Origin of the sequence: Psychrosphaera aquimarina (assembly GCF_032461525.1) — a bacterium.
Lineage (GTDB): Bacteria > Pseudomonadota > Gammaproteobacteria > Enterobacterales > Alteromonadaceae > Psychrosphaera > Psychrosphaera aquimarina.
Genome location: NZ_JAWCUA010000010.1, coordinates 817,066 through 841,014 on the forward strand (window position 1 = coordinate 817,066; position 23,949 = coordinate 841,014).

The 23,949-nt window shown below is 37.5% G+C and carries 23 protein-coding genes; 12 read left to right on the top strand and 11 right to left on the bottom strand.

Annotation, left to right across the window (positions count from 1 at the left end; all coding sequences use genetic code 11):
• Positions 1-5: 5 nt before the first annotated feature.
• The 3 genes from RT723_RS15700 to cysZ all read right to left on the bottom strand — a co-directional run bounded on the left by RT723_RS15700 (position 6) and on the right by cysZ (position 2,499).
• Positions 6-1,295 carry a flagellar assembly protein A gene (locus RT723_RS15700; protein ID WP_315948551.1) on the bottom strand — a complete coding sequence of 430 codons (1,290 nt, stop codon included), beginning with the start codon at positions 1,293-1,295 and terminating at the stop codon, positions 6-8.
• Positions 1,268-1,651 carry a hypothetical protein gene (locus tag RT723_RS15705; protein WP_315948027.1) on the bottom strand — a complete coding sequence of 128 codons (384 nt, stop codon included), beginning with the start codon at positions 1,649-1,651 and terminating at the stop codon, positions 1,268-1,270. The genes RT723_RS15700 and RT723_RS15705 overlap by 28 nt, the downstream gene beginning before the upstream one ends.
• 107 nt (positions 1,652-1,758) lie before the next feature.
• Positions 1,759-2,499 (bottom strand): sulfate transporter CysZ, encoded by a 741-nt coding sequence (gene cysZ / locus RT723_RS15710; protein ID WP_315948028.1) that lies wholly within the window; start codon positions 2,497-2,499, stop codon positions 1,759-1,761.
• A gap of 179 nt (positions 2,500-2,678) precedes the next feature.
• Here cysZ and smc point away from each other — a divergent pair, with 179 nt between their 5' ends.
• Complete coding sequence (gene smc / locus RT723_RS15715) at positions 2,679-6,146, top strand: chromosome segregation protein SMC (protein WP_315948029.1); 3,468 nt, start codon at positions 2,679-2,681, stop codon at positions 6,144-6,146.
• 18 nt (positions 6,147-6,164) lie between these two features.
• Positions 6,165-7,130, top strand: coding sequence for a cell division protein ZipA (zipA, locus tag RT723_RS15720; RefSeq protein ID WP_315948030.1), 966 nt, complete (start codon positions 6,165-6,167; stop codon positions 7,128-7,130).
• Positions 7,131-7,232: 102 nt separating this feature from the next.
• Here the strand turns inward: zipA and RT723_RS15725 are convergent, their stop codons facing one another.
• The 3 genes from RT723_RS15725 to flgA all read right to left on the bottom strand — a co-directional run bounded on the left by RT723_RS15725 (position 7,233) and on the right by flgA (position 8,722).
• Positions 7,233-7,673 (bottom strand): flagellar export chaperone FlgN, encoded by a 441-nt coding sequence (locus RT723_RS15725; protein ID WP_216054907.1) that lies wholly within the window; start codon positions 7,671-7,673, stop codon positions 7,233-7,235.
• 2 nt (positions 7,674-7,675) lie between these two features.
• On the bottom strand, positions 7,676-7,999 hold the full coding sequence (gene flgM / locus RT723_RS15730; RefSeq protein ID WP_315948031.1) for a flagellar biosynthesis anti-sigma factor FlgM: 324 nt from the start codon (positions 7,997-7,999) through the stop codon (positions 7,676-7,678).
• Between the two features lie 69 nt (positions 8,000-8,068).
• Positions 8,069-8,722, bottom strand: a complete 654-nt coding sequence (flgA, locus tag RT723_RS15735) for a flagellar basal body P-ring formation chaperone FlgA (protein WP_315948032.1) — start codon at positions 8,720-8,722, stop codon at positions 8,069-8,071.
• Positions 8,723-8,943: 221 nt separating this feature from the next.
• Here flgA and RT723_RS15740 point away from each other — a divergent pair, with 221 nt between their 5' ends.
• The 7 genes from RT723_RS15740 (at position 8,944) to RT723_RS15770 (ending at position 15,795) form a co-directional block, all read left to right on the top strand.
• Entirely contained in the window at positions 8,944-9,873 is a 930-nt protein-coding gene (locus tag RT723_RS15740; RefSeq protein WP_216054904.1) for a chemotaxis protein CheV, read from the top strand.
• A gap of 29 nt (positions 9,874-9,902) precedes the next feature.
• Positions 9,903-10,730: a CheR family methyltransferase gene (locus RT723_RS15745; RefSeq protein ID WP_315948033.1), complete on the top strand. Its 828-nt coding sequence runs from the start codon at positions 9,903-9,905 to the stop codon at positions 10,728-10,730.
• 220 nt (positions 10,731-10,950) lie between these two features.
• The gene (gene flgB, locus RT723_RS15750; RefSeq protein WP_216054902.1) at positions 10,951-11,349 is read left to right on the top strand and encodes a flagellar basal body rod protein FlgB; all 399 of its coding nucleotides are present in this window, start codon (positions 10,951-10,953) and stop codon (positions 11,347-11,349) included.
• Positions 11,350-11,351: 2 nt separating this feature from the next.
• A complete protein-coding gene (gene flgC / locus RT723_RS15755) occupies positions 11,352-11,765 on the top strand; it encodes a flagellar basal body rod protein FlgC (protein ID WP_216054901.1) in 414 nt (137 codons plus the stop codon).
• A gap of 11 nt (positions 11,766-11,776) precedes the next feature.
• On the top strand, positions 11,777-12,457 hold the full coding sequence (locus RT723_RS15760) for a flagellar hook assembly protein FlgD (RefSeq protein ID WP_216054900.1): 681 nt from the start codon (positions 11,777-11,779) through the stop codon (positions 12,455-12,457).
• Between the two features lie 76 nt (positions 12,458-12,533).
• Positions 12,534-14,015, top strand: a complete 1,482-nt coding sequence (flgE, locus tag RT723_RS15765; RefSeq protein WP_315948034.1) for a flagellar hook protein FlgE — start codon at positions 12,534-12,536, stop codon at positions 14,013-14,015.
• Between the two features lie 214 nt (positions 14,016-14,229).
• Positions 14,230-15,795: a SulP family inorganic anion transporter gene (locus RT723_RS15770; RefSeq protein ID WP_315948035.1), complete on the top strand. Its 1,566-nt coding sequence runs from the start codon at positions 14,230-14,232 to the stop codon at positions 15,793-15,795.
• A 235-nt stretch (positions 15,796-16,030) separates the two neighbouring features.
• Here RT723_RS15770 and rpoD read toward each other — a convergent pair whose 3' ends face one another.
• The 4 genes from rpoD to rpsU all read right to left on the bottom strand — a co-directional run bounded on the left by rpoD (position 16,031) and on the right by rpsU (position 20,667).
• On the bottom strand, positions 16,031-17,866 hold the full coding sequence (rpoD, locus tag RT723_RS15775; protein WP_216054897.1) for an RNA polymerase sigma factor RpoD: 1,836 nt from the start codon (positions 17,864-17,866) through the stop codon (positions 16,031-16,033).
• Between the two features lie 196 nt (positions 17,867-18,062).
• On the bottom strand, positions 18,063-19,814 hold the full coding sequence (gene dnaG / locus RT723_RS15780; RefSeq protein WP_315948036.1) for a DNA primase: 1,752 nt from the start codon (positions 19,812-19,814) through the stop codon (positions 18,063-18,065).
• Between the two features lie 160 nt (positions 19,815-19,974).
• Positions 19,975-20,421 (bottom strand): GatB/YqeY domain-containing protein, encoded by a 447-nt coding sequence (locus RT723_RS15785; protein ID WP_315948037.1) that lies wholly within the window; start codon positions 20,419-20,421, stop codon positions 19,975-19,977.
• A gap of 30 nt (positions 20,422-20,451) precedes the next feature.
• Positions 20,452-20,667, bottom strand: coding sequence for a 30S ribosomal protein S21 (rpsU, locus tag RT723_RS15790; protein WP_105053374.1), 216 nt, complete (start codon positions 20,665-20,667; stop codon positions 20,452-20,454).
• A 240-nt stretch (positions 20,668-20,907) separates the two neighbouring features.
• Between rpsU and tsaD the strand changes: the two genes are divergently transcribed.
• Entirely contained in the window at positions 20,908-21,969 is a 1,062-nt protein-coding gene (gene tsaD, locus RT723_RS15795; protein ID WP_315948038.1) for a tRNA (adenosine(37)-N6)-threonylcarbamoyltransferase complex transferase subunit TsaD, read from the top strand.
• A 15-nt stretch (positions 21,970-21,984) separates the two neighbouring features.
• Here the strand turns inward: tsaD and plsY are convergent, their stop codons facing one another.
• On the bottom strand, positions 21,985-22,572 hold the full coding sequence (gene plsY, locus RT723_RS15800) for a glycerol-3-phosphate 1-O-acyltransferase PlsY (RefSeq protein WP_216054893.1): 588 nt from the start codon (positions 22,570-22,572) through the stop codon (positions 21,985-21,987).
• A gap of 176 nt (positions 22,573-22,748) precedes the next feature.
• On the opposite strand from plsY, the gene folB reads away from it, so the two are divergent.
• Together folB and RT723_RS15810 are read left to right on the top strand one after the other, a co-directional pair.
• A complete protein-coding gene (gene folB / locus RT723_RS15805; protein ID WP_216054892.1) occupies positions 22,749-23,114 on the top strand; it encodes a dihydroneopterin aldolase in 366 nt (121 codons plus the stop codon).
• Positions 23,115-23,148: 34 nt separating this feature from the next.
• On the top strand, positions 23,149-23,943 hold the full coding sequence (locus tag RT723_RS15810) for an undecaprenyl-diphosphate phosphatase (protein WP_315948039.1): 795 nt from the start codon (positions 23,149-23,151) through the stop codon (positions 23,941-23,943).
• The last annotated feature ends 6 nt before the right edge of the window (positions 23,944-23,949 follow it).

Sequence of the window (23,949 nt, forward strand, 5' to 3'; positions counted from 1 at the left end):
ACCAATTAAATCAAAGGTAATATTTTTAATTCAAAGTCGTCTATCTTGATTACGGACGGCCCTTTTTCTTCACTAATTACGGCATTGTCAGTCATGAAAAAGGAGACTTTTGGGTAAAGTTTTGTATTTACCTTCACAAAAACGTTATCCATATACTCACGCCGTTTCTTAATTAATTCAGCTCGGTAACCAGTATATCTTTCTATTTTGGACTGTAACATTGTGAGTTGAGGTTCTAATTCGAGTTTTTTATTAGGATCCATTGTACTGTTATAACTGACTTCTAAATTCTCACGTCGAGTTACCATTTCTTGTATCCAATCAGCCAACTCAATTTCTTTATTAATGAAAATATCGTAAGTTCGATTCATACTTATATCAGTGGCAACGTTAGATTCAGTTCCAATCGTGCCAGCCTCTAATGTTTTACAAAGTAAAAAACGTCCACCAGTGATTTGTCCTTTTGGTTTTTTACCTTGGCCAACCTTAAGGCTGTTGGCTGTTATTATGCAGTGACTGACCTGGCGTTTAACATTTACCAGTGTTTTAGCGGTAATTTCGCATTGGTTCGCGAAGTCTAGGTTAATTTGTCCGCCCGATTGCAGAATACAGGTGTAATGCTGACCATTTGTTTTATCTTCTTCTATACGGCCAGATGCACCAGATAAAATTGTTAATTCGCCACCACACTTTATAACCGCTGATTCTACAAACCCTCCAATAACAACATCACCGGTGGCGGTCAGTTTCATATCTGGAGAAACATCTCCTTGAATAACCACGCTTCCTTTAAATTTAACATGTCCTTTTTGTGGATCTAACTCAGGCAACATAAAAACATCATCAATAACCAGTTCTTTACCGTCAAAACGGACAAGACCCTCTTTATTAGCAAGCAGGAGGTTTGGATTGTCAGGGCTAACCTTTACACTAGGGTTTAGTGGTAGCTTTATATCTTTACCTGGAATAGCTGGTATTGACTCGCCAAATACATTCATTCCTTCAGTGCCACTTGTATATGGGATCTTTTCTAATACAGGTTGATCTTTAGTAACTGTGTCAATATTCCCTAAGTCTTTTAAGTCTACACTCCCGTCGGCTTGTTCTTTAGGGTTGCGGAAAGACTCTGAGAATAGTTCAACTAGGGGTGTTAAGTATGCATTATTTCCATTAACTTCATGAAGGCCTTTGGCGATCTCATGAGTAACTAAGGTACCAGGCTCTGCCTCTTTACAGAGTGTTAATAGTTCTTTTATTAAAGAAGATTTTAAACCGTAACGAACTCCAGAATTGATACAGGTTTTTTTATCACAGCCAAATCTATATGGATCCCACCAATAGGCGTGGTGACTTGTGCTTCAACTGACATTTTTTCTTTATCAATTGAAATGCTGATCATCGCATCGGCCGCTTTTGCTGCAATTGTTTCTATTGGCTTAGGAGGTAACTTGTTTTTCTTAATATCAGCCAATTTGATATTGGCTGATTTGACAAACTTGGCGATGTTATCAATCTGCACTTCTAAATTTGAGTATTCAGAATGTTGAAGTTGTTTAGTTATAACTGATGCATCTAACGGTTCCGATTCTTGATTTAGAATCGTAGAAAGGGTTAGTTGTTTTTTACTAAATTTATATTCAAAGTTTTGCACTTAACACCTTAATATAAAGACCTAGTTTATTTACCACTATGTAAACATAAATCTTCTGAGCTTAGAATGCAAAGTGCTTATTAACTTCAAAGGTACTTATTTTATAATTAGTTTGGGGGATTTGACTCAACTTGTTGTTTTAGGTGCTCTACCCACATAGCGGTTGCTCCACATATTGCGACCGGCATGACTAATAAATTTAAAATAGGCACCATAGTAAAAATTGAGATCATTGAACCAAAGCCAAAACAAGCGGATTTGTTTTGTCTAAGAACATGACGCATGTAGTCAAAACTATATTTATTATTATCAAATGCATAGTCGCAATATTGCACCGCTAGCACCCAAGCGATGAATAAAAACCAAATAATTTGACCCAGTCCAGGTAAGATTAAACCAACCAAAAAGTAGCCGATAAAACGAGGAATAAAATAAACTAATTTTTTCCACTCTCGTAATAACGTGTGTGGAATGGCCTTAATTATTGCAACAAAGTTATCTTTATCAGGCGTTTGCCCACTCAAGTGTTGTTCGACACGTTCCGCTAGTACCCCATTAAAAGGCGCTGCTAACCAATTGGCAGCGGTCGTAAAAAATAAACTGAAAAGAAACAGCAATATCAGAAGTGCAATGGGATAAATTAGAGTGCCTAACCAAGTTAACCAACTGGGTAAATAACTTATTAACCAGTCAATGTGCAAACCAAGTTCAGTTAAAAGGTAGCCAATCGCAAAACTAAAAAGGATAAAATTTACAATAAGAGGAACTAAAACAAATCGTTTTAACCCTTTGGTCTGAATAAGAGAAAATCCAGATAAGAAAAATTTAACGCCGTCTGTAAATGTCATATTATAAAACCTAAGAGAATTTGCCGTAGTATAAGGCAGCTGTATGCCTATGCAATAATTAGAATGTTACAAATTACAACATTTTCTGTTACAGTCGAGACAAATAAATTGGATTTTTTGCATCTTAGTTTAGAATGTAAAAAATGATAATAACCTATTAATTTTTCTATATTTTTCTCATGCGCCTAAAACTAATAAAACTTGCTGGATTTAAATCATTTGTGGATGTCACTACCGTGCCATTTCCTGATCAAATGACGGCTATTGTTGGGCCAAATGGTTGCGGAAAATCAAATGTTATCGATGCGGTAAGGTGGGTACTGGGCGAAAGTTCAGCGAAAAACCTACGTGGTGACGCCATGACGGATGTCATCTTCAATGGGTCGACAAATAGAAAGCCAGTATCAATGGCCAGTGTAGAACTAGTTTTTGATAATTCACAAGGGAAGTTACAAGGCAGTTTTGCTAGCCGTAATGAAATATCGGTAAAACGACAAGTGACTAAAGATGCGGTATCTAGTTACTTTTTGAATGGCAGTAAATGTCGTCGACGCGATATTACCGATATATTTTTGGGTACAGGCTTAGGACCTAGAAGTTATGCCATTATCGAACAAGGCATGATCTCACGATTAATCGAGTCTAAACCACAAGAGTTACGTGTTTTTATTGAAGAAGCCGCGGGTATTTCAAAATATAAAGAAAGACGTAGAGAAACAGAAACTCGCATAAAACACACAAGAGAGAACTTATTACGTTTGGAAGATGTAAGACAAGAACTCTCTGTACAAATTGAAAAACTGCAACGACAAGCCGCTACAGCGAAACGATTTAAACAATTAAAAGCGAAAGAAAGGCAGTATAAAGCCGAATTGTATGCACTTAAATGGCACAAGTATAACGAGCAGCTAAATTTATATGAAAGAGAGCGCCTTGCAAAAGAGACGGAGCTCGAGTCCTTTATAGCCCAGCAAAGAGGTGGTGAATTAGGGATGTTGCAGTTTAAGCAGCAACATCAAGACCTGTCGGATGAGGTACAAAAAAATCAACAAGCTATGTATCAAGTGGGCAATCAAATTACCCGCGTAGAACAGCAGATTGTATTTACTCAAGAAAAGTTGATAGCTCAAAAAGACGAATTAAAACAACTTCAAGAAAACATTGAACAATCAGAATCCCATTTAGCTTTCGAGCAAGAACGTTCAGAAGAGTTGACTGAGCAATTGGCTGAATTTGAGCCTGAAATGGAATTAGTTAATGAACAAATTGAACAAGCAACCGACGCTTTGTTACAAACTGAAGAGGAATATGAAAAGTGGCAAGCCGGTTGGCAACAACAACAGCGTTTGTCGGCAAACTCTAGTCAGTCAAGTCAAGTCATTCAAACTAAAATTCAAGCTATACAACAGCATATTTCAGGTATTAAACAACGTTTGTTAACGATTAACTCAGACATCAAACAGTCTAATTTAACAGATTTAGAGAATGAGATTGAGCGAGTATCTCAGCAAATAGAATTAAAAGAGATTCAAGTTACGGAGCTAGTTGATAAAGAATTAACGCTGGTCGCTACGTTTGAAAGCGCAGATAGTAACTATCAACAATTGGTTAGCGAACATCAAGATGCTACTCAATTGTGTAATAATTTATCAATACAGCTGCAAAGTTTACGTCAATGGCAAAAAGAATATGAGCAAGGTTTAGATAATCTTGATAATACCGATCTTACCGCTCAAGGGATTGAACTGGTTGGCGACTTATTAACTCAGCTAACGGTTGAACCACAATGGCAAACCGCCATTGAAACCTTATTGAGTCATCATGGGCAAAGTGCGGTTACTACTAAATTACCACAGTTAACGACAGGACATTTTGTTTGTAAATCACATAAACCCGTCATTAAAGGATCTGCCGCAGAATTGATAATGTCTGGGACTTATCCTGATTGGTTAAATACTGTTGCGGTAGCCAATACGGAATCAGATGTTCAAGCGTTGTTAAATAACACTGGATGGAATAGTGTTATTACTAAATCGGGTATTTGGGTTGGTGCAAACTGGCAAAGTGCAGGCTCCATAGAAAAATCTGCTGACAGTAATGTATTACAACGGTTATCAGAAATTGATACGTTACAAATTCAATTAACGAATGCTGAACGAACACAGGCGCAAAAGTCTGAAAGTCTAGCGCTCGCTTTATCGACAAAACAGCAATCATTGGCTGAATTAAATGAAGTCAAACAGCAAGTAATAAACGCAAAAGATAATGTGGTTAGTTTAACGACCGAGTCTAAGTTGGTTGAACAACGATTTGAACAAACACTATCAACATTAGAGAAGTTAAAAGCGGATGCTGAACAACATGAGATCTCGATTGAATTAGAGCAAGAGAAGTTATTAGAGTTAGAGTTACAGTTAGAAGTAAATCAAGATCAAGAAACCGAGCTAAAAGCCCAGTTAGACAGTTTAGAGCAAGAAAAACAGCATAAAGTTAATCAGTTAAATAATGCTAAACAAACGCTTGAAGTGTTAAAGAATCAATCTCACCAATATGCCCTAAAATCCCAAACACTAAGTTCACAATATGAAGCCGTGAATCAAAATATTCTTAGGGCAACTCAACATCTACAGCAAATGCAAACTAAGTTACAGCAATTAATGGACGTGTTGGGTGAGGATAATAACCCAGTGGACGACTTAAAAGCTGAGCTTGAAGAATATTTACAATTGAAAATTGAAAGTGAAGAAAGACTAACTGATAAGCAAAATGAACTGGCATTAGTGGCTGAGAAAATTGCAGATTTAGAACAAGGACAGTCTGGCGTTTTAAAGAAACTAGATTTAATGCGAAGTGATATTGAAACGATTAAATTAGACAGCGAAGGTGCTCGAATAAGAGCACAAAATATGCTGGAAACGCTTAATGGACTTGAACAACCTCTCAAACCAATTTTGGAATCAATGCCTGCAGAGGCCAATGAGACTGAATGGGAAACTGAACTTGAAAAAACAACCCAAGCTATTTCTCGTTTAGGGGCTATTAACCTTGCTGCAATTGAAGAGTTTGATGTGCAATCAGAAAGAAAAGGTTATTTAGATGAGCAGCATAATGATTTAATAAGTGCTTTAGAAACTTTGGAAAGTGCGATTCGTAAAATAGATCGAGAGTCCAGAGCTAGGTTTAAAGAGACCTACGATAAGGTTAATGATGGGTTACAATACTTATTTCCAAAGGTCTTTGGGGGCGGCTCTGCCTATTTAGATTTAACCGCAGATGATATGCTTGAAGCCGGTGTTAGCATTATGGCTCGACCTCCTGGTAAGAAAAACTCTACAATTCATTTGTTAAGTGGTGGAGAAAAAGCGCTAACCGCTTTATCATTAGTCTTTTCAATATTCAGACTAAATCCAGCACCATTTTGTATGTTAGATGAAGTGGATGCGCCATTGGATGATGCCAATGTTGGGCGTTTTTGTAAGTTAGTTAAAGAAATGTCTGATACGGTTCAGTTTATTTTTATTAGTCACAATAAAGTAGCGATGGAAATGGCTACTCATTTAACAGGTGTGACAATGCAGGAACCTGGTGTTTCTCGTTTAGTCGCTGTAGATATTCAAGAAGCCGTTAAAATGGCTGATGCGTTATAAGAAAGGTAAGTAGTAACAATGGCTGAAGAACTAAGATTAGCGCTAATTTTATTGGGTACGCTAGCAATAGGAAGTGTTATTTTACATGGGATCTGGACGGTTCGTAGAACCGTTAGCGAAGAACGTAAAAATGCAAAGATTGAAGCTCAGGAAGCGGAACCTGAAATCGCACCTGAAGAACAAGAAATGCAAAAGTTAAAACTAAAACAAATGGAAATGAATTTTAGTGATCTACAACTAACTGAAAACAATCCTACATCGGCTGATAGCATCCCAGTTAAAAAAATGAATTTGGATTCTATATATCATAAAGACGATCAACCGAATATTTCTGCTGACGTGACAGAAAGTTCTGACCAAAGTACGCTGCAGCAAGGATTTAATGTTGATGTTGTAAATACAGAAGATAAATTTAGCAATCAATTTGAAATTGACGATGATGAAGATTATGAACAGTCCATCATGTTAACGGATGTTTTGGATGACGACGATGTTCAAAAAGAGCCGAGTTTTCAAGCAGAAAAAAATGCTACTGATAAGGTCGAGCCTCAAAGTCAATCTGAGCCGGAAGAAAATGAAAAACAAGAAGTCTTTATACTCTATATCGATAAGTCGGATGGTACGCCAATAGACGGAGCTAAGTTGTTACCTCTGCTACTTACCTTAGGTTTTAAATATGGAGAAATGGACTTATTTCACCGCCATCAAGATAATACCGGACGTGGTGATATTTTGTTTAGTTTAGCCAATATGTTTAATCCTGGTACTTTTGATATTGACAATATGGAACAGTTTACCACTAGAGGGTTAACGATTTTCATGACTTTACCAAATAACGCCGCACCATTACCTACCTTTAATATGATGCATAATGCCGCTAAAAAAATAGCTGACGAGTTCTCTGCAATGGTATTGGATGATCAAAGAAGACCTCTGGATGTGGCTATCGTTAGAAGTTATGTTGAGCGTATACGTCGCTTTTAATCTCACTTCTTAGATTTAGCTCTAGGCCATCAATCAGATCAGCTACATAATATTAGTTGACGGAGTAAGTGGCTAAAACTTTAATTTGAGTATTTGAGACGTTTAAGCTTTTAAGCCGCGACCGATAGAGGAGTTAGTATTTTTCTGACCGTGAGCGTTGTAGGTTGTATTTTTAGAGCCACCAATTAATAACTGTTTTACTTGCTCAATGGCTATTTGGTTTTGTGTGGCGGTTAGGTAAATCACTTCATTTAAATGCTGACATTGTAATAAGAGGTCTTTAATTTCAGACTTTAAAGTAGAAAGTAACGGTGTAGTTTTAATAACTTCTACATATTTCTCTTTGTTTAACTGGCTATCAGCACTTGTGATTGCTTCTAACTGAAGCTCTTTCTTTTTCGATATATCTAAAATGAGATTACCGTCTCGATTTTTTACCGCTTCTAACTCTTCATCTAAAATTGACAGCATTTGCTGTAAACGCAACTTTTGAGTTGTGAATTGTTTAGTAACTTGAGGCAATAAATCGTTAACGTCAGACATTTTTACAGCTCGAATTCAAACGCCGCTAGTTTTGATGCTAGTCGATCATAATTGATAGAGTATTGACCATCTGAAAGTGCTTTTTTTATGTCATCAACCTTTTTGCGATCAAATGCTTCAGTGTCGCCAATGCGCTTTTGTAATTCTTTCAGTTGATTAGCTTGTGGTGTTAATGCCACAGAATCTTTATTAACCGATTTTACAGTATCAGGTTGGCTGTTTTGTTTCGTCGCATCTAGTTTTGTTTGTTCGAGTTGCTGACTTTTTTGTTGGTAAATTGCATTGTTACTGCTATTCACCCCACTGTTTTTTATATTGTTTACCATAACTACACCCATAGTTTATTTTATCTCACCAACTATATCGACCTTGGCTCCATAAACTTTAACACTTTTTTATAAATTTACGTAGATTTCTCTTAAGTCTCCAACAATTCCTTTGACGATTCGACTCGATGAATTATTTTTGACTTTTATAGACTCACCTTTAGCGCCATTTTCAATAGCAGTACCTGAGGTTTTAATCATCATTCCGCCGTTTTTAGCTATGATGGAAACGTCATCGCCTTTACAAACTAAACAGACATCGTTTTGGCCAATCTGATACCCACGTTGTATGTTTTTTAAGGCTCGACCGCCTACAATAGAACTTATATCATTAGAGCTTCTATCTTTAACTCTACGCGCTTCAACTAGTTCCACTTCTACCATATCTATATCGACCGTATTACCTTTAGCAATAGTCTGATTTGTTACTAATGTTTCAATCATTTCAGCCACAGAAACTTGAACGTATACTTTCCAAGAATTTTTTTCAGTCGCACATTTTACTTTTACCGGAAACTGACGTGTAAATGTCCGGGATTTTGCTACATAAAATGATAAATCTTGATCACATTCCCTTATTGTTATTCGACTATCAAGAGGGTGAGCCACTACTCGTAAATTTTTACTTTCATCTGGGTTAAACTCTTGTTCTACGTACGAAATAACGTCTTTAAGTAATTCATCATGTGTTAAAGTATTATTTAAACTCGCCGATACATTCATGGACATTAATAGTGTGATGAAGAGTAGATAGTAATTTTTCGTTATAATTTTCAACATATTTGTCACCTTTTTACTATGCTTTATCATAAACTTAAGTTCGCGTTTTGTTTTGATCTTTAGTAATGTCAAAATGCTGGCGAAAAGTCAGATTTTATTAGATAGTTATCATCAATTTATTAGGTGGTAGCAAGTATCATTCCTAGTTTTAACGGAGAACTTCTATGGCGGGTATTCTAGACTCGGTAAATCAAAGAACCCAGCTGGTTGGTCAAAATAGACTCGAATTGCTGTTGTTTAAATTAAACGGTCGTCAACGATATGGAATTAACGTATTTAAAGTTCGTGAAGTTTTACAATGCCCTCCGTTAACCGCTATGCCTAGATTAAATCAATATGTTAAAGGGATTGCACATATTCGTGGTCAGACTATATCGGTGATTGATATGGGATTAGCTACTGGCGGACGACCGATAAAAAAAGTGGATGATTGTTTCATAATAATTACCGAATATAATCGTACGATTCAGGGATTTTTAGTTGATTCAGTAGAAAGAATCGTGAATCTGAACTGGGAATCTGTAATGCCACCTCCTAGCGGCTCTGGCAGAACGAATTATTTAACAGCGGTAACGGAAATCGATAACGAACTTGTTGAAATTCTTGATGTTGAAAAAATATTAGAAGAAATAGCGCCTTCAAATACACGAGTAAGTGAAGGTGTTGTATCAGATCAAGAAATTATTAAAGATCTTGGTGACCGAATCATATTAATTGCAGACGACTCTTCAGTTGCTCGAAACCAAGTTAAAAGAGCACTGGAAGGCGTTGGTGTACCAATCGTCGCTAAGAAGAATGGCAAAGAAGCATTAGATTATTTAATTGAATTATCGGAGCAATGTGAACATTCAATTACTGAAAAAATTGGTTTAATGGTCTCCGATGTAGAAATGCCAGAAATGGATGGATACACACTTACGGCAGAAGTTAAATCAAGACCTAAATTAGCTGGGTTACATGTGATCCTTCATACTTCTTTAAGTGGTGTCTTTAATCATGCTATGGTTGAAAAAGTGGGTGCTGATGATTTTATAGCTAAATTTAACCCTGATGAATTAGCTGGCGCTGTGCAAAAATGGCTTCATAAAGATTAACTTAACTAGACTGGTAAAGAGTATCTATAGTGAGTAATAAAACCTTAGGTGATAGCGATTACGGCATTTTTTGTAATTTTTTAGAAAAACAATGTGGGATCGTATTAGGGGATAGTAAACAGTATTTAGTTAAAAGCCGCTTATCTCCCTTAATGGCTAGATTTAAAATAGAATCCATTACAGATCTAGTTAATAAAACTATGCAACAATCAGAACGTCAATTACGCGCAGCAGTAATTGACGCAATGACAACCAATGAGACCTTGTGGTTCCGTGATACATATCCATATGAGTTACTTAAAAATAGGTTGTTACCAGAAATCGATAAAGGCAAACCACTAAAAATATGGTCCGCTGCGAGTTCATCTGGACAAGAGCCATATTCGATTGCGATGACAATACAAGAGTATAAAAACCAGCCTAGTGTAAATAGTCGTAGCATGTTCTCTATTGTTGGAACGGATATTTCTAATACCATGTTAGATATTTGTAAAAATGGAGAGTATGACGCCTTAGCTTTATCAAGAGGTTTGTCTACAGAGCGTAAAGCTCAATTTTTTAAAGACTCAGGCAATGGCATGATGCAAATTAACCCGGATATCAAAAGAATGGTTAATTTTAGACATTTAAATTTATTAGACAATTATCACTTGTTAGGTAAGTTTGATGTAATTTTTTGTCGCAATGTATTGATATACTTTTCAGCAGAAATTAAGTCACAAATTATCAACAAGTTTGCGGAGCAATTAAATCCAAATGGATATCTTATATTAGGTGCCTCTGAATCTATGTCTGGATTGAGCGATGCTTTTAATATGATAAGGTGCAGTCCAGGTATTATTTATCAAAAAAAATAACCATGACATAATAGGTACCATTATTGCCGTCAAACAAGTGGCAATTCCTTTATAAATTCTAATCCCTATAGATAAATGTGTACTGAATAATTCTCAGTACACATGAAAAAACTGAGTTATCCCCCCTAAAAATAACGAAAAACTTAAAAAATAAAACATTCCGATATTTCTGGCCTTCATTTTGCATTTTGATTTTACAACAATCGAGTGTGGAGGTTATATGGCAATTAGTTTAGATAAAGCGTTTGGTATTCATCAACATGCATTATTAGTTCGTTCTGAACGAGCAGAAGTTTTATCAAGTAATATTGCTAATGCCGATACGCCTGGATATAAGGCTAAAGACATCGACTTTGCCAGTGCATTAGCTAATGCAAAAAACAGTCAAAGCTATCGTATGTCTAAAACCCACAGCAAACATTTTGATTTGTCCGTTGAGATTGATACTAGTCAGAAATATAGAAACCCAAACCAGCCGGATACCGGTGATGGTAATACGGTTGATGTTCAAGTGGAGCGTAATATGTTTATGCAAAACTCAATGGAGTATCAGACTAGCTTACAGTTTTTAAACGGAAAAATTAAAGGCTTGAATAAAGCACTTACCGGAGGAAGTTAATAATGAGTTTGTATAATGTCTTTGATGTATCAGCATCAGGTATGAGTGCCCAGTCAATACGACTAAATACCACTGCAAGTAACATCGCTAATGCTAATTCAGTATCTAGCAGCATTGATCAAACTTATCGTGCTCGCCATCCTGTATTTGCAGCTGAAATGAATAAAGCAATGTCTTCACAGTCTCAAGGTGTCAATGTATTAGGCATAGTAGAGAGTGATGCTCCTTTAAATATTGAACATAACCCTAATCATCCTATGGCGGACAAAGACGGATATGTTTATAAACCTAACGTTAATGTTGTTGAGGAAATGGCAAATATGATCTCGGCAACACGTTCATATCAAACCAATGTTCAAATTGCAGATGCTGCAAAGCAAATGTTAAGTAAAACGCTTACATTAGGCCAAAGATAAGGTAACCCTCCATGATTACAAATGATGTATCTAATCCAGCACTGGATCAACTTAAGTGGCAAGAAGAACAGATTGGTACGAATGAAGTTAATGGCCAAATGGGACAAGCAGATTTCTTTGCACTGTTGACATCACAATTAGCAATGCAAGACCCTCTAAATCCAACGACTAATGAAGATATGATCTCACAAATGACCCAGTTTACTATGTCTGAAGGGATCAGTGATTTAGGTGATAAATTTGATCAATTCTCAGCATCTATGACGTCTAATCAAGCGTTAGAAGCCTCCTCTTTAGTCGGACGTAATGTTCTGGTCAATAGTTCACTGTCGTACTCTGATGGAACTGGGATTAGTGGACAGGTTCCAATTCCGTCAGCAGCTCAAACCGTTAACATGCGAGTCTTTGATGAGTCAGGTAATTTGGTTAAATCAGAATACTTAGGCGATAGAAGTGCAGGCATGATGGACTTTGAATGGGACGGCAGTGATGAGGATGGCAATCCTTTGCCTCCTGGCCAGTATAAAGTTGAATTTAATGGTTTTGTAGCCGGTGAATCTGAAGGGTTAACGGTTTTAACATACGGAAACGTAAGCTCAGTAACACTTGGTCAAAATGGCACGGGACTTGAATTGAACCTACAAGGTTTAGGTGCAATCACATTATCAGATGTATTGGCCGTTGGTGATTAAACAGTCTCGCTGTTTCATTGTTAGATAATTTAGTTTTAATGTGATGATAAGTCACAACATTGGATAGGAGATTCCTATGTCTTTTAATATAGCGTTAAGTGGTTTGAAAGCTGCTCAGAAAGATCTGGACGTAACGGCTAATAATATATCAAACGTCAATACGTTTGGTTTTAAAGAGTCACGTGCGGAGTTTGCCGATGTATTTTCATCTTCAATTTTTTCAAATTCAAAAACGGCAAACGGTGAAGGTGTTTTAATCAACGACGTCGCTCAACAATTTACTCAGGGTAGTTTATTGTTCACATCAAATGCATTAGACATGGCGATTTCAGGCGGTGGTTTTTTTGGTATGACCAACGACTTACTTAGTCGAGATATGACCTATACTCGTTCAGGTGCGTTTAAGTTAGACTCTGAAAACTATATTGTTAACTCCAACGGCAATTATCTACAGGGATTCCCTGTAAATGATGACGGATCAGTTCGTTCTGTCAGTTTAAGTACGACAACACCTGTACAAATTCCAGATACGGCTGGTGCGCCATCGCAAACGGCTAATATCGATATGGAATTTAATTTAAACAGTAGTGATTTGCCGTTGAACCCTTTGCAATTTGATCCCGCAGATACAGATACCTATAACTTTTCTACTTCTACCGTTATTTATGATTCATTAGGTAATAGTCGTATAGCCTCTATCTATTTTGTAAAAACGACAGATCCTACTACCGTTCAAGGTATTGCTGATGCGTCAGCGGTAAACTCAGGCACAGACGGGTTTGTTGGTGGGTTAGCTGCAATCCCTTTAGCTGAGCAAAATAATGCAAACAGTTGGGTTATGTTTTCTAGTGTTACCGATGAGCTAGGTAATACTTTGCCTGTTGATTTAGAAGACAATACAATTCTAAGCGGCGGTACGGGTGTCGCTTTTGAAAGTACATCAGGCCAGCGTGGTATGTTAATGCAGTTTGATGCGGCTGGTTCTGCCGTAAGCAGTACATTCCCAGTGCCTGTTACAGAACGTTTAGGAGCATCAACTTCACCGACATCAATAGCGCCAGCGCCAGTTGCCCCGTATTTAGGTGCTGGAGCCATTACTAATGGTGCAGATCCAGATCAATTATTTAGCATAAATATGTCTAACTTAAGCCAGTTTTCTTCAGGTTATGAAGTAACAGCGTTAAGTCAAGACGGTAAAACGGTTGGTCGTCTAACGGGTGTAACTATTGGTACAGATGGATTGATAGAAGCAAAATACTCAAATGGCGATTCAACTCCAATTACCAAAATCATGTTAGCTCGTTTTGCTAATGAACAAGGCATGACTCAGGTTGGTAATACATCTTGGACAGAAAGCCAAGCTTCAGGGCAAGCATTAGCTGGTGAAGCTGACTCAGGAACATTTGGTCAAATTCGTTCTGGTACTTTAGAGCAATCAAATACTAACTTAACAACTGAGTTAGTTGACTTGATCACCGCTCAGCGTAACTACCAAGCAAACTCACGTGCATTAGAGGTGAATTCGACAATCACCCAAACTATCTTACAAATACGATAGTTTTTTATTCACTATCTTTATTTAAGCCAGTCATAGACTGGCTTTTTTATTGGGCTTTAAAAATGACTCTAAATGGTCTCATGGCATAGGTAGGATGAGACGTAACTTAGTGAAATAGTTTTGTTAATTTGTTAGAATCCGCCGCCTTTCTAACCGGAATACTGTATTTCGGTTTCCACATTATAAATATCGTGCTAAATAAATTGGAGTTGTCATGTTTAATCTGATCACTAAAAGTGATTCAAATGTAAAAAATGACGTGTTATCGGGGATCACTGTTGCATTAGCATTAGTCCCTGAAGCCGTAGCCTTTGCTTTTGTAGCTGGTGTAGACCCTATGATTGGTCTTTACGCTGCTTTCATGATGGGGCTTATTACGTCTGCAATTGGCGGACGACCAGGAATGATCTCTGGTGCGACAGGTGCAACTGCCGTTGTTATGGTGGCATTAGTAGCTCAATACGGCATTCAATATCTATTTGCCGCTGTGATTTTGGCGGGCTTAATTCAAATTATGTTTGGAGTATTTAAGCTAGGCAAGTTCATTAGGCTCGTGCCTTACCCTGTAATGTTGGGGTTTGTTAATGGTCTTGCTATCGTTATATTCCTCGCACAAATGGGACAATTTAAAGTCTTTGATACATCTGGAATACAACATTGGATGGTGGGAAGCCAAATGTATGTCATGTTAGGCTTAGTTGCATTAACTATGGCAATCATTCATTTCTTACCTAAATTAACGACAGCCATTCCATCGTCTTTAGTGGCGATATTAGCGGTAACGTTTGCTGTACATGGGTTAGATTTAGAAGCACGTACCGTTATTGATTTTGTAAGGGATATGTTACCAGAAGCTGATAAAGCCGCAGCAACGTTGGCTGGAGAGCTGCCATCGTTTAATATTCCAATGGTTCCTTTCACTCTTGAGACTTTATATATCGTATTACCAACTGCAGTGATTATTGCGTTAATTGGTTTGATTGAGTCGTTATTAACATTAACGCTAATTGATGAGTTAACTAATACTCGTGGTCGCAGTAATAAAGAATGTGTTGGTCAAGGTGTCGCTAATACAGTAAATGGCTTCTTTGGCGGCATGGGTGGTTGTGCCATGATCGGTCAGTCAATGATTAATATTAACTCAGGTGGTCGAGGTCGTTTATCAGGAATTACAGCAGCAGTAGTTTTATTAGCCTTTATTTTATTCTTAGCTCCTTGGATTGAAATGATCCCATTAGCGGCACTTGTTGGCGTTATGTTTATGGTTGTTTTAGGCACCTTTGAATGGGCTTCTTTTAAAATATTACGAGGTGCAAATAAAGAAGACGCATTTGTTCTGTTATTAGTAACTGGTGTCACAGTGGCTGCTGATTTAGCGATTGCTGTTGTGGTAGGTGTGATAGTTTCTGCGTTAGTGTTTGCTTGGAAACATGCATCTCATATATTCGCTCGTACCCATTTAGATGACGAAAATTGGAAAGTTTATGAACTTGAAGGTCCGTTATTCTTTGGCTCAGTTGGAAGTTTTAAAGAACTATTCGACGTAGAGAATGATCCACAAGATGTGGTTATTGAATTTAAGAACTCTCGTATTTGGGATAGTTCTGGTATTGATGCTATTGATGGTTTAGCGGATAAATATGAAGCCGCAGGTAAGAAGCTACATATTCGTCACATAAGTCCTGAATGTAGAGAATTATTAGTAAAAGCACAAAAATACGTTGAAATGAATATAAACGAAGACCCTCGTTATCATATAGCTACGGATAAACTTGCTTAAATAGCTCGTTAAATAGGATATGAAATGCCGCTTAATACAGCGGCATTTTTGTATCTCTTTGAATCTTTTTTTGTGGGGATGTCTCTCAATGCTCTCAATGTAAAGTCGCTGGAATTGACGTTAAGAAAGCTTGTTTAGACTATTTGAATCGTTATGCATTGGCATGTTTAAGGTAGCTATTTTCAAGATATAAAAAAACCCACAATAACGTGGGTTTTTTTGAAACAGATAGTGATTAGTTATCTAAGAAGGTTTTCAGTGGCTCTGAACGAGAAGGGTGACGTAATTTACGTAACGCTTTCGCTTCAATCTGACGAATACGTTCACGCGTTACATCAAACTGTTTACCTACTTCTTCTAATGTGTGGTCGGTATTCATATCGATACCAAAACGCATACGTAGAACTTTCGCTTCACGGGCTGTTAACCCTGATAACACGTCTCGAGTCGCATCTTGTAAACCTTCAGCTGTCGTTGTGTCGACAGGAGATGAGATAGTCGTATCTTCAATAAAGTCACCTAAATGTGAATCTTCATCATCACCAATTGGCGTTTCCATTGAGATAGGCTCTTTCGCAATCTTAAGTACTTTGCGGATCTTATCTTCTGGCATTACCATACGCTCAGCTAACTCTTCTGGAGTAGGCTCACGTCCCATTTCTTGTAACATCTGACGAGAAATACGGTTTAGTTTATTAATCGTTTCAATCATGTGTACCGGAATACGAATAGTACGTGCTTGGTCAGCAATTGAACGAGTAATAGCCTGACGTATCCACCATGTTGCATAAGTTGAGAATTTATAACCACGACGGTATTCAAACTTATCAACGGCCTTCATCAAACCAATGTTACCTTCTTGAATTAGATCCAAGAATTGTAAGCCACGGTTTGTGTATTTTTTAGCAATTGAAATTACCAAACGTAAGTTGGCTTCCACCATTTCTTTTTTAGCACGACGAGCTTTTGCTTCACCGATAGACATGCGACGATTTATGTCTTTAATCGCTTCAATGTTTAAGCGAGTTTCTTGCTCAATTTCTTTTAACTTTTGAATGCTACGACGAACTTCAGTGTTTACGTCTTGTAATCTTCTTGCTGTTACATCACCGCCAGCTTGCAATAAGTCAAACCATGATGTTTTAGTTTCGTTACCTGGGAAAATTTTAATGAAATCTTTTTTAGGTAATTTTGCATAACCACAACAATGTTTCATGATCAGGCGCTCTTGAACACGAACACGATCCATCATTTCACGCATATTACGTACTAAACGGTCAAACTGTTTAGGGATTAATTTAAATAATCTAAAGTGTTCACCTAATGCTAAGATTTTTTCTTGTGTATCAGGATGAGCACGACCTAAATGTTCAATAGAGTACGTAGATTCTTCATACAGGCGACGCAGCTCAACAAAGTGCTCACGGGCTTCTTCTGGATCTGGACCTGTGTCAATTTCTTCTTCGTCTTCATCTGAATCTTCATTGTCACCGTCTTCATCGGCTAATTGATCTTCAGTAAGTTCAGAACCAACGTGAGTTGCTGCTGGTGCAACGTCTTCTTCATTAGGATCTAAGAAACCAACAATGATGTCACTTAAGCGAATTTCTTCAGCTTCAAATTGATCCCATTGGTCCAATAAATAACTGATAGCTTGAGGGTATTCTGCAACAGAAGATTGAACGGTATAAATACCAGCTTCAATTCTTTTAGCGATTACAATTTCGCCTTCGCGAGTTAGTAATTCAACTGTGCCCATTTCACGCATATACATACGAACAGGGTCAGTTGTACGACCTATCTCTTTTTCAACAGTAGCAAGAGCAGCAGCAGCAGCTTCAACAACTTCGTCGTCACTGGTTTGCTCTTGCATTAATAATTCATCAGCATCTGGTGGTGTTTCACACACTTTAATGCCCATGTCGTTGATCATTTGAATAATGTCTTCGACTTGATCTGCATCGATCATATCCTGTGGAAGGTGATCGTTTACTTCGGCAAAGGTTAAGTAACCTTGCTCGCGACCTCTAAGAATAAGAAGTTTTAATTGAGACTGAGGAGTTTGCTCCATACAGATTATCTTCCACCTAGTTATTGAATATCAAAATTGGATTGCTTGTCTTAACCAAAAATCAATATGCTTTTGGCTAAAAAAGCGAACTTGTAATTATAACATTAGAATTAATTTCTGGCTATTATTTACTGGTTATTATTTATCAGAAGTAAATTAAATGAACGCCAAAAAAGTATATAAATTATAGTGCTATTTATTTTTTTAATGCCATCAAAAGGGCACTATATTCTTTCCACTCATCTTTATCTAATTGGTTTGTTTTACCCTTTATTTCTAGTTGCTCTAAACGTTTTTTCAAGTAGCTATCTTGTAAAAATTTAAATGTAGTAATAAATTCCGGCGCCAAATTTTCTTCAGTTATATGATGTTCCCAGGCAAATAAACGAGATAAAAACGAATACTCCTTACTTTCTCTAAACCGCTCTAGCAAAACATGTGATTTAATTTCAGGTTGTTCTAAAATCGTTTTTTGAATATTAATCAGTACATTAAATCCAGGTAAATCAGCTTCACTTAATGCCGGAATAAAAGGGACTGATTTTGCAAGTACCGGGTGTTGCAGTAACATCGCAATCGCACGACGCATGGGGGTAATTTGTAACTCCGTTTGTTTTTGCCTAACTTGCGCGATTGGAGAGCGATTAAATCCAACTAATTTTTCTACTTGTTTTCCAATTAATTCTGCTAGTTTAGCCATTAATGCTTCTTTGTAATAATCGCTAGGTACGACCTCAATTAACGGTTTAGCAGCGGACAATAGCGCGGATTTACCTGCGTCAGTAGTAATATCTAGGTCAATTAAGAAATGTTCATAGAAGTAACTCAGTAAAGGAGTTGATTGACTAATTCGTTGTTCAAATGATTCTTTACCTTCTTTTTGCACCATAGTATCTGGATCTTCACCGTCAGGTAAAAATGAAAATCTAAGGTCAATACCATCTTTCAAGTGAGGTAAGGCATTTTCTAATGCTCGCCATGCTGCATCACGCCCCGCACGATCGCCGTCATAACAGCAAATTACTTGACGGGTAGCTCTAAATAACATTTGCATATGGTCAGCTGTTGTTGCGGTTCCAAGAGATGCAACTGCATAATTAATCCCCTGCTGAGCCAAGGAAACCACATCCATGTAACCTTCAACAATTAATACCTTTTCAAGCTTTGGGTTTGCTATTTTGGCTTGATAAAACCCATATAATTCACGACCTTTATGGAACACTCGCGTTTCTGGCGAGTTAAGATATTTTGGCATAGAGTCGTCGATGACTCGGCCTCCAAAACCAACAACTCTGCCGCGTTTATCTCTAATCGGAAACATGACTCGATTACGAAAAAAGTCGTAGGTTCTGCCGCTGTCATTTTGCGTAAGTACTTTTAAATCAACTAACTGTTGCTGTTGTTCTGGCGTTTTTGATAGTGACTTTAACGCTTTATCCCAGGCGTCGGGGGCGTAACCAATGCCATATAATTGTGCAATTTCACCACTCAAGGAGCGCGATTTTAAGTACTCAATTACTTTATGGGAGTTTTCATCATGTTTTAATTGGTGTTGAAAAAACTTAGTGGCGGTTTCCAATAAATCGTAATCAGACAGTTTTTGCTCTCGACTGACAGACTCGTATTTTTGTGATTTGCCTTTAACATCTTCTCTTGGAATTTCAAGCGCATGCAAACGGGCTAATTCTTCAATGGCTTCTACAAACTCAAGTTGCTCATATTCCATTAAAAAACCGATAACATTGCCATGAGCTCCACAACCAAAACAATGATAAAACTGTTTGTCTGGACTTACGCTAAATGATGGTGATTTTTCATTATGGAAAGGGCAACAAGCTTGATAATTTTTGCCTGCTTTTTTTAGAGGTACTTTTGCATCAATTAGATCGACAACGTCAGTGCGTTCAATTAAATCATCGATAAATTGTTTTGGGATACGACCAGACACAAAACCTCTTATTTATTAAATGTACATTTGAATAGGGGATTATTGCAGAATCAGGTCCTGCTGAAAACAATAGAAAAACACTTACTGCAAAAACAACAAAACCGCACATTAAAAATGTACGGTTTCGATATAAATTCTAACTTGAGTTGTCGACTAAAACTTAACTGTTAAGTTGAGCTCTTACTAATCCACTTACTTTACCCATGTCAGCACGGCCTGTAATAGTTGGTTTTAACTCAGCCATCACTTTTCCCATATCCTGCATGCTAGTAGCACCGGAATTGGTTATCGCATTCGCTATAAGTGATGTTACTTCTTCCTCACTAAGAGGTTGAGGTAAAAATTCATCAATGACCAATATTTCAGCCGCTTCCTTTTCAGCTAACTCTGCTCGACCAGCACTTTCAAATTGTGCTTGAGAATCACGACGCTGTTTAACCATTTTGGTTAAAATTGCAATCACGTCTTCATCGACCAGTTCAATTCTTTCGTCAACCTCTCTTTGCTTAATAGCCGCCATCACCATGCGAATTGTACTTAAGCGTTCTTTTGCTTTAGCACGCATTGCATCTTTTTGAGCGTCTTTAAGTTGATCTTTCAAGTTCATTGAAAAGCCTTTAGAGAGATTGAACCAATATTAGTAAAGCTTGATGCGACGAGCGTTTTCGCGTGAAACCTTTTTCAGGTGACGCTTAACTGCTGCTGCTTTCTTACGCTTACGTGCCCAAGTTGGCTTTTCGAAATGTTCGCGACGACGCACTTCTGAAAGGATACCTGCTTTTTCACATGAACGCTTGAAACGACGTAGAGCAACATCAAACGGTTCGTTCTCTTTAACTTTAATAACTGGCATTTAAAAATTCACCTCAGTATTTGGATATATGGTTAAATATTAACCAAGACTAATAAAAATAGTGCGGTATTTTAATGGCATCTAATACTAAATGTAAAGTCCTAATTTAAATACTGGAGGAATAATTAAAGAATGGGTAGAATGCCGCCAACTTAAAAGGCTTTGACGTAATTTACTCGGCTAAAAATTGGCCAGAAATGGTTTCAATTATGATTACTAATAATGAAAGGTTTAGACTAAATGTTAATTTTAGGTATCGAATCCTCGTGTGATGAAACAGGTATCGCCTTGTTTGATACTAACAGAGGGCTGTTAGCACATGAAATATATAGTCAAATAGATGTACATGCTGATTATGGTGGTGTCGTTCCAGAACTGGCATCTAGAGATCATGTAAGAAAGACCATTCCTCTTATTAAGCAAGTGATGGTAGATGCAAATGTATCAAAAGACGAAATTAATGGTATTGCCTATACATCAGGTCCGGGTTTAGTTGGTGCGTTAATGGTCGGGGCTTGTATCGGTCGTTCATTGGCTTTTGCATGGGGGATTCCTGCTGTGCCTGTGCATCATATGGAAGGGCACTTATTAGCACCTATGTTAGAAGATGATACGCCAGAGTTTCCTTTTATTGCTTTGTTAGTCTCAGGTGGGCATACCCAATTAGTGGAAGTTAAAGCCATTGGTGATTATCAAATACTTGGAGAGTCAATTGATGATGCTGCAGGTGAAGCGTTTGATAAAACTGCTAAGTTATTAGGTTTAGATTACCCAGGCGGTCCTATGTTGGCTAAATTAGCTGAATCAGGTACTCCAGGTGTGTATAAATTCCCAAGACCGATGACTGATAGACCAGGCTTAGATTTTTCATTCAGTGGATTAAAGACAGCGGCGGCAAATGTGATTCGCTCAGAAGGCATTGTTTTAGCGGGTAGTAAATCTACTCAAAATGAGAATGCGCCAGAGAATGTTGACCAAATAAAAGCAGACATAGCCTATGCGTTTCAGGAAGCCGTTGTGGATACCATAGCTATTAAGTGTAGGAGAGCCGTTGAACAAACGGGAATTAAAACCTTAGTGATCGCTGGAGGCGTCAGTGCCAATACTGAACTTCGTGGTAAATTAGCTAAACTAATGAAAAAGCACAAAGGACAAGTTTATTACCCTCGTCATGAGTTTTGCACTGATAATGGCGCTATGATTGCTTATGCGGGTGCACAAAGGCTTAAAAAATACGGTAATAATGAATTATTAATTAAAGCTCGACCAAGATGGTCTATTGAAGAGTTACCTGCCATTTAAACTTTACGGCATTTACTAATTACGCTTAGTTTTAGGTTCAGTTCCATCTAATAACCTAAGTACATTTGGCATATGCCGTAAAACAATCAGACAAGCAATCATACTAACAGGTAAAACATATTTATCAGCTATATATAGTGTTACTAGCGGCGATATGCCTACAGAAATAATGGCGGCAATGGATGAATAGCCGGTTTTTCTAAACACTAAATACCAAATGCATAAAAGACTTATCCCTAGTGTGATCCCTACAGGTAGTAAACAGCCAAACCCAGTTGCCACGGCTTTTCCACCTTGAAACTTAAAAAACACCGGGAACATATGGCCAAGACAGCAGGCTAAACCTGCAAACCCAATTTCTGTCGGGGTTAAGCCAATATAGTAACTTCCCCAAGTTGCAATAATCCCCTTTAATACATCAAAAAACAAAACGGCAATCGCCACCGTTTTCCCAGCCATGCGATAGACATTAGTCGCCCCAGGATTATTAGAGCCTACGGTCCTAGGGTCTGGCAAATTTTGCAATTTGCTAAAAATAATTGCGGAATTAATCGAGCCTAATAAATAGGAAATAATTAATACCAACAAAAAGTCTAACTGCATCAGTTTCTCATTTTAGTTTTTTGGGATAGAATTCGCGCTCTTTGTGATAACGCCAATATAAATAGTAAATTATATAGGTATTTGCGCCTAACGAGGCATCACTATAACGAGTTAGTGGCCAATATGGTATCCGACCACAATCGTTAACTCAATCAGATCTAATTCAGGAATATTAAATGGTTCACGATATAGTTTTTATAGAAGCGCTTAAAGTAGATACGGTCATTGGCGTTTATGATTGGGAAAAGACCATCCAACAAACGTTACAATTTGATATCGAAATGCGAACCGATATTAAAGCTGCTGCGCAAATTGATGATTTATCAAAAACCGTTGATTATTCAGAAGTCGCGGCCGACGTTGTAGAGTTAGCAAAACAAAATCAAGCGGAATTAATTGAAACCGTAGCTGAAAAAGTAGCACAGCTTATTCTGGCTGATTACCATGTTAGTAGTGTTAAAGTGTCACTTCGTAAATTAGGTGCTGTGGCCAATACTGCGAGTGTTGGTGTCATAATTGAACGTGCCAATACGTTAAATTAATAATCCTAAAATATTAAAATAAGGAAGGTATATTGTGGGATTAATCGAAATCATTGTTTTGTCAATATTGCAGGGGCTGACTGAGTTTTTACCAATATCAAGTTCTGCACATTTAATTTTACCATCACAAATACTAGGTTGGGACGATCAAGGTTTAGCGTTTGATGTTGCCGTTCATGCGGGAAGTTTGTTTGCCGTTGTACTGTATTTTCGTCAAGAAGTAGGACGTATGGCCGTAAGTTGGTTTGCTTCTTTGTTTGGCAAACACGACTCTGAAAGTAAATTGGCGTGGTTGATTATTTTAGGGACGATACCAGCTGGATTAGCGGGTTTTATATTTAAAGACTTCATTGAAGGGAATTTAAGAACCGCAACCGTCATAGCGGTTACAACTATTTTATTTGGTTTATTATTATGGTGGGCTGATAAAAATGGCAAACAAACTAAAGGTGAATATCAAGTCTCAATTAAGGAAGTACTAGTAATAGGTTTTGCCCAAATGTTAGCACTGATTCCAGGTACCTCTCGAAGTGGTATTACTATTACTGCAGGTTTGATGATGGGGTTAACGGCTAAAGCGGCAGCACGATTTTCATTCTTATTATCCATCCCATTAATATTTGCAGCCGGTGGATATCAAACTATTAAATTAAGCCAACAAGTTATGCCTGTGGATTGGACGGCTATTGGGTTAGGTACGGTACTCTCTTTTATTAGTGCATATGCATGTATACATTATTTTTTAATCTTAGTTGAAAAAGTAGGCATGTTACCTTTTGTGATTTATCGCTTATTATTGGGTGGTATATTAATCGCTTTTTTTATCTAATTTAAG